Raw genomic sequence first — 4,808 nt, 5'->3', positions numbered from 1 at the left:
GTGGGGTCGTCATGGTCATCGGCGCCTTCGGAAGCAGTGTGTCACGGCCCGGTCGCCCGGGAACACGGTTTCCGCGGGACATCCGGTCCCCATGGGGACGCCTCCCAGCCTGCCGCCGCACCGTCGACGCTCCCAGCCGGTACGCCCACCACTCGCCTTCGGGTTAACCCGACCCAGCCGACCCGCAGGCCCCCGCCCATCGCCACGCCGTCGCCGCCAAGGCATGGGTCCGCGGCCAGTTCGCCGCGATGACGGCCGCCCTCGCCGCGCCCGGCGCCGCCCCCACCTCAGGTTCGCGAGAGCTGGCCGACCGGCTGGTTCTGATCATGGAGGGGGTCCACGCCAGCGTGGCGGCCCTCGGCGCCGACGGCCCGGCGCGGCACGCCCACGACCTCGTCCGGATCCTGCTGGACAGCCACCGCGGTCGCGGCTAGCCGGCGGCGGTGAGCTCGGCGATCGCGGCGTCGACGGCGAGCAGCCGGCGGGCGTTGTCGACGTGCAGGTTCTCGATCATCCGGCCGTTGACGGTGACGACGCCCCGGCCCGCGGCGGCCGCGTCCGCCCAAGCCCGCACGATCTCCGCGGCCTCGGCGAGCTGCTCCTCGGACGGCGAGAACGCCTGGTTACAGGGCCCGACCTGGCCTGGATGGATCAGGGTCTTGCCGTCAAAGCCCAGCTCGCGGCCCTGCCGGCACTCGGCGGCGAAACCGTCGGCGTCGCGGACGTCGTTGTAGACACCGTCGAGAATCGCCTTGCCGCTGGCCCGCGCCGCCAGCAGGCACAGCCCCAGGCCGGTCAGCAGCGGCGCCCGGCCGGGCACATGCTCGGCGCGCAGCTCGTTGGCCAGGTCGTTGGTGCCCATGACCAGCACGGCCAGGCGCGGCGAGGACTGGGCGATCTCCAGGGCGCGCAGCATCGCGATCGGCGTCTCGACCATCGCCCAGATCAGGGTGCGCGCCGAGGCCCCGGCGGCGGCCAGGTCCCGCTCGACGGCGTGCACGTCCGCCGGCGAGCTGATCTTCGGCACGACGACGGCGTCCGGTCCAGCCTGGGCGGCGGCGCGCAGATCGTCGGCGTGCCAGGGGGTGTCCCGGCCGTTGATCCGAATTGCCACCTCACGCCGGCCGTAGGCGCCGATGGCGACAGCCGCGCAAACCCGCTCGCGGGCCTCCTGCTTGGCGGCCGGGGCTACGGCGTCCTCCAGGTCGAGGATGAGCGCGTCGGCCGGCAGGCCCTTCGCCTTTTCCAACGCCCGCTCGTTCGCCCCCGGCATGTACAGCACCGACCGGCGCGGCCGGTAGTCCGCCGCCGTGGTCCCCTCGGCTGTCACCGTGTCTCTCCCGTCCCCGCACGCCCGTCCGGTCCCGGCCCGCCACGTCCCGGACCTGTCGGCCTGCCGGTGACCAGGAGAACCCGATCTCCCTCCGGCCAAACCGGTTGGTTGCGGGCGAGGACGCCGGCGGCCTCACCCTACTGGCCTGTTGACGTCCTCTGCGCTCTGAAGCTGATGGGCGGGGATTCCCGGCTGCCATGCCGTTGTGGGTGTCAGCTTCGGGTGGGTTCCCGCTCGACGACCTCACCGGCTGCGGTGGCACTGCTGGCTTACCGACCAGCGGTGATGATGCAGACGGATCGCGGGCCGCTGCCGTCCGCGGAGGCTGTTCGGTGGACGGCCTGGATGCCGAGTGGACGGATTCGATCGGTGCGCCACTCATGATCCCGACGGTAAAGTCGGACACCGATGTGAGAGCCAAGCCGGCTGGCTCGAGGAAGAGGATCAGGATGCGTATCGGGGAGCTGGCTCGGCGCACTGCCGTGAGCGAGCGGCTCCTGCGCTACTACGAGGAACAAGGCCTGCTGCATCCGGCGCGGCTGCCCAGCGGCTACCGGGTGTATGCCGAGTCGGACGTCGACCAGGTCCGCCAGATCCGCACACTGCTCTCCGCCGGCCTGCCCATCACGCTGATCGCCCAGGTGCTGCCGCGGCTGCGGGCGGACGGAGGCCGACTGGTTCCGCCCGCCGGCCTGGTCGCGGACCTGACCCGGGAACGGGCCCGGATCGACGCACGGATGGACGATCTCGTCGCGTCCCGCCGGGTGCTCGACACGATGATCACTGCTGGCGAGGGCGAGCCCCACGACATCATCCGACCGCGGGATCGCCCAGATGACCGCGCGGCCAACCCGACCAGGTGAGGATGTGCCGGTGGTCAGTGCGAGCGGATGGCGGCTGTCGGTGGCGGCGGGACTGGAGCTGCACGTCGAGGACGTGCGACCAGACGGCGACCGCCCGCCCGGCGTCGAGGACGGCCCGGTCGTGCTGGTCCACGGAATCGCCGGCAGCACCACGGACTGGGCAGCGGTAGCACCCGAACTGGCCGCGTCGCGTCGCGTCATCGCCTACGACCATCGGGGGCACGGCGCAAGCGGCCGAGCACCCGGCGGACGGACGGACTACACCTTCGACCTGCTCCTCGCCGACCTCACCGCCGTCATCGCAACGCTCGAACCGGCCAGGATCCACCTCGTCGGCCACTCGCTCGGCGGTGTGATCGCACTGCGGTACACGCTGGAACACCCCGACCGGGTGCGCTCCCTCGTCCTCGTCGACACCGCGGCCACCCCGGCCACCGCCACCGGCCCGGTCGCGAAACGCATCGTGGCCGCGGTACTGGGAGGGGTGGCCGCGATCGCGTCACGCACCGGCGCCAACAGTGCCAACAGCCGCGGTGGGGCCGGTGGGGCCGACGCGGACGGCCCTGTGGGCTCGGCGGAGAGCAGCGGCAGCGTGGGCGCGGTCCACGACCGTCGTAACCCCGTGGAGCGCCAGGTGGCGGGGTTGGGCCAGGCAGACCCGGATGCGCTCGCCGCGCTGGGCCGGGAACTCGGCGATTATCCCTCGCTCGTCCCCCGGCTCGGCGAGATCACCGCGCCGACGACCGTCATCGTCGGCGAGCACGATTCCATGTTGCGGGCCAGCGCGCAGACCCTGGCTCACGGCATCGAGGCCGCCCATCTCGCCGTCATCGCCGACGCCGACCACAGCCCGCAGGTCAGCCGTCCACTCGCCTGGCTCGTGGCCGTCGACCACCACTTCGCCCGCGCCGAGGCGGCCGCGGCCGGCGACCCCCCGACCGGCTCACCCGGCACGATCAGGTGAACCTGCCCGACCGGGTGAGCCAGCCTGAGTCGGTGAGCCGGTTCGGCAGGTGAGGATGTGCCGGTGGTCAGTGCGAGCGGATGGCGGCTGTCGGTGGCGGCGGGACTGGAGCTGCACGTCGAGGACGTGCGACCAGACGGCGACCGCCCGCCCGGCGTCGAGGACGGCCCGGTCGTGCTGGTCCACGGAATCGCCGGCAGCACCACGGACTGGGCAGCGGTAGCACCCGAACTGGCCGCGTCGCGTCGCGTCATCGCCTACGACCATCGGGGGCACGGCGCAAGCGGCCGAGCACCCGGCGGACGGACGGACTACACCTTCGACCTGCTCCTCGCCGACCTCACCGCCGTCATCGCAACACTCGAACCGGCCAGGATCCACCTCGTCGGCCACTCGCTCGGCGGTGTGATCGCACTGCGGTACACGCTGGAACACCCCGACCGGGTGCGCTCCCTCGTCCTCGTCGACACCGCGGCCACCCCGGCCACCGCCACCGGCCCGGTCGCGAAACGCGTCGTGGCCGCGGTACTGGGAGGGGTGGCCGCGATCGCGTCACGCACCGGCGCCAACAGTGCCAACAGCCGCGGTGGGGCGGTTGCCCTTGCCGCGCTGGGCCGGGAACTCGCCGGTTACCCCTCGCTCGTCCCCCGGCTCGGCGAGATCACCGCGCCGACGACCGTCATCGTCGGCGAGCACGATTCCATGTTGCGGGCCAGCGCGCAGACCCTGGCTCACGGCATCGAGGCCGCCCATCTCGCCGTCATCGCCGACGCCGGCCACTGCCCGCACATCAGCCGTCCACTCGCCTGGCTGGCCGCCGTCGACCACCACTTCGCCCGCGCCGAGGCGGCCGTGGCCGGTGGCGCCCTGGCCGGTTGACGGGCATCTCACCGAGCTGGCGAAGGTCAGGCCAGCAGGAGGGCCGCCCCCTTCAGCGCGCACCACAGGCTGAAGGCGGCGAAGGCGAGGACCCAGAGCACGGCGGGGATGTGGGTGCTCTCGGCGAGCCGGTCGGCGTCCGACCCGACGGCGCCGCGCCGTCGGGCCCGGTGCAGCACCAGCACCGACCGCGGACCGGAGAACAGCAGCACCCAGGTGAGCAGGTAGGCGTACCAGGTCTGCGCCCAGTCCGGGCAGTAGCGGGCGGTGAGCACCATGGAGGCCCCCACTATGAGGACGACGCGCTCGCCGAAGCCGTTGCGCACTACGAGCAGCAGGGCGGCGAGCGCGAGCACCCCCAGGATGAGGACGGCCGTGACCTTCCCCGCTGTCAGCAGCCGCGCCGAGCAGACCCCGACGAGGGACGGGAAGAGGTAGCCCGCGGCCCGGGTCGCGAACAGCCCGACCCCACTGCGCCGGCCGAAGGACCAGGTCAAGCCGCTGCCGTCCGCTTCCACCCAGACACCGGCCACCAGCCGTCCCGCGAGAAACGCGGCGAACGCGTGCCCACCCTCGTGGACCGCCGTGTCGAGATGCTCCGGCCACCTGCTCACCAGCAGGGCCAGCAGAGCCAGCAAGGCGGTCACGACAGCGACCGCCCGCGGCGCCGCCGCACCGTCCACCACGGCGGCCAGCACACCGAGCTTCGCGTCGGCCTTGCGGTCCAGCACCGCCGCCGCCGCGGTCACCCTGCCCTGCAGCGAGTGGT

Annotated in this window: 6 protein-coding genes; 4 read left to right on the top strand and 2 right to left on the bottom strand. The window is 73.0% G+C overall.

Features of this window, described 5'->3' with window-relative positions:
* Nucleotides 1–248: 248 nt before the first annotated feature.
* A complete protein-coding gene (locus NBZ83_RS30110; RefSeq protein WP_261564618.1) occupies nt 249–434 on the top strand; it encodes a hypothetical protein in 186 nt (61 codons plus the stop codon).
* Here NBZ83_RS30110 and NBZ83_RS30105 read toward each other — a convergent pair.
* On the bottom strand, nt 431–1,330 hold the full coding sequence (locus tag NBZ83_RS30105) for an HpcH/HpaI aldolase/citrate lyase family protein (RefSeq protein WP_261564617.1): 900 nt from the start codon (nt 1,328–1,330) through the stop codon (nt 431–433). The two genes, NBZ83_RS30110 and NBZ83_RS30105, sit on opposite strands and share 4 nt — an antisense overlap.
* 452 nt (nt 1,331–1,782) lie before the next feature.
* On the opposite strand from NBZ83_RS30105, the gene NBZ83_RS30100 reads away from it, so the two are divergent.
* The 3 genes from NBZ83_RS30100 to NBZ83_RS30090 all read left to right on the top strand — a co-directional run bounded on the left by NBZ83_RS30100 (nt 1,783) and on the right by NBZ83_RS30090 (nt 4,039).
* On the top strand, nt 1,783–2,196 hold the full coding sequence (locus tag NBZ83_RS30100) for a MerR family transcriptional regulator (protein ID WP_261564616.1): 414 nt from the start codon (nt 1,783–1,785) through the stop codon (nt 2,194–2,196).
* A 10-nt stretch (nt 2,197–2,206) separates the two neighbouring features.
* Entirely contained in the window at nt 2,207–3,160 is a 954-nt protein-coding gene (locus tag NBZ83_RS30095) for an alpha/beta fold hydrolase (protein WP_261576309.1), read from the top strand.
* Nucleotides 3,161–3,223: 63 nt separating this feature from the next.
* Complete coding sequence (locus NBZ83_RS30090; RefSeq protein WP_261576308.1) at nt 3,224–4,039, top strand: alpha/beta fold hydrolase; 816 nt, start codon at nt 3,224–3,226, stop codon at nt 4,037–4,039.
* Between the two features lie 26 nt (nt 4,040–4,065).
* On the opposite strand, the gene NBZ83_RS30085 is transcribed toward NBZ83_RS30090, so the two are convergent.
* Nucleotides 4,066–4,800 (bottom strand): M50 family metallopeptidase, encoded by a 735-nt coding sequence (locus tag NBZ83_RS30085; RefSeq protein ID WP_261576310.1) that lies wholly within the window; start codon nt 4,798–4,800, stop codon nt 4,066–4,068.
* Nucleotides 4,801–4,808: the final 8 nt, after the last annotated feature.

Origin of the sequence: Frankia gtarii (assembly GCF_025403375.1) — a bacterium.
GTDB classification, from domain to species: Bacteria; Actinomycetota; Actinomycetes; order Frankiales; family Frankiaceae; genus Frankia; species Frankia gtarii.
The sequence above is the reverse complement of the archived record's forward strand: the minus strand, read 5'-3'. Positions and strand labels throughout refer to the sequence as shown.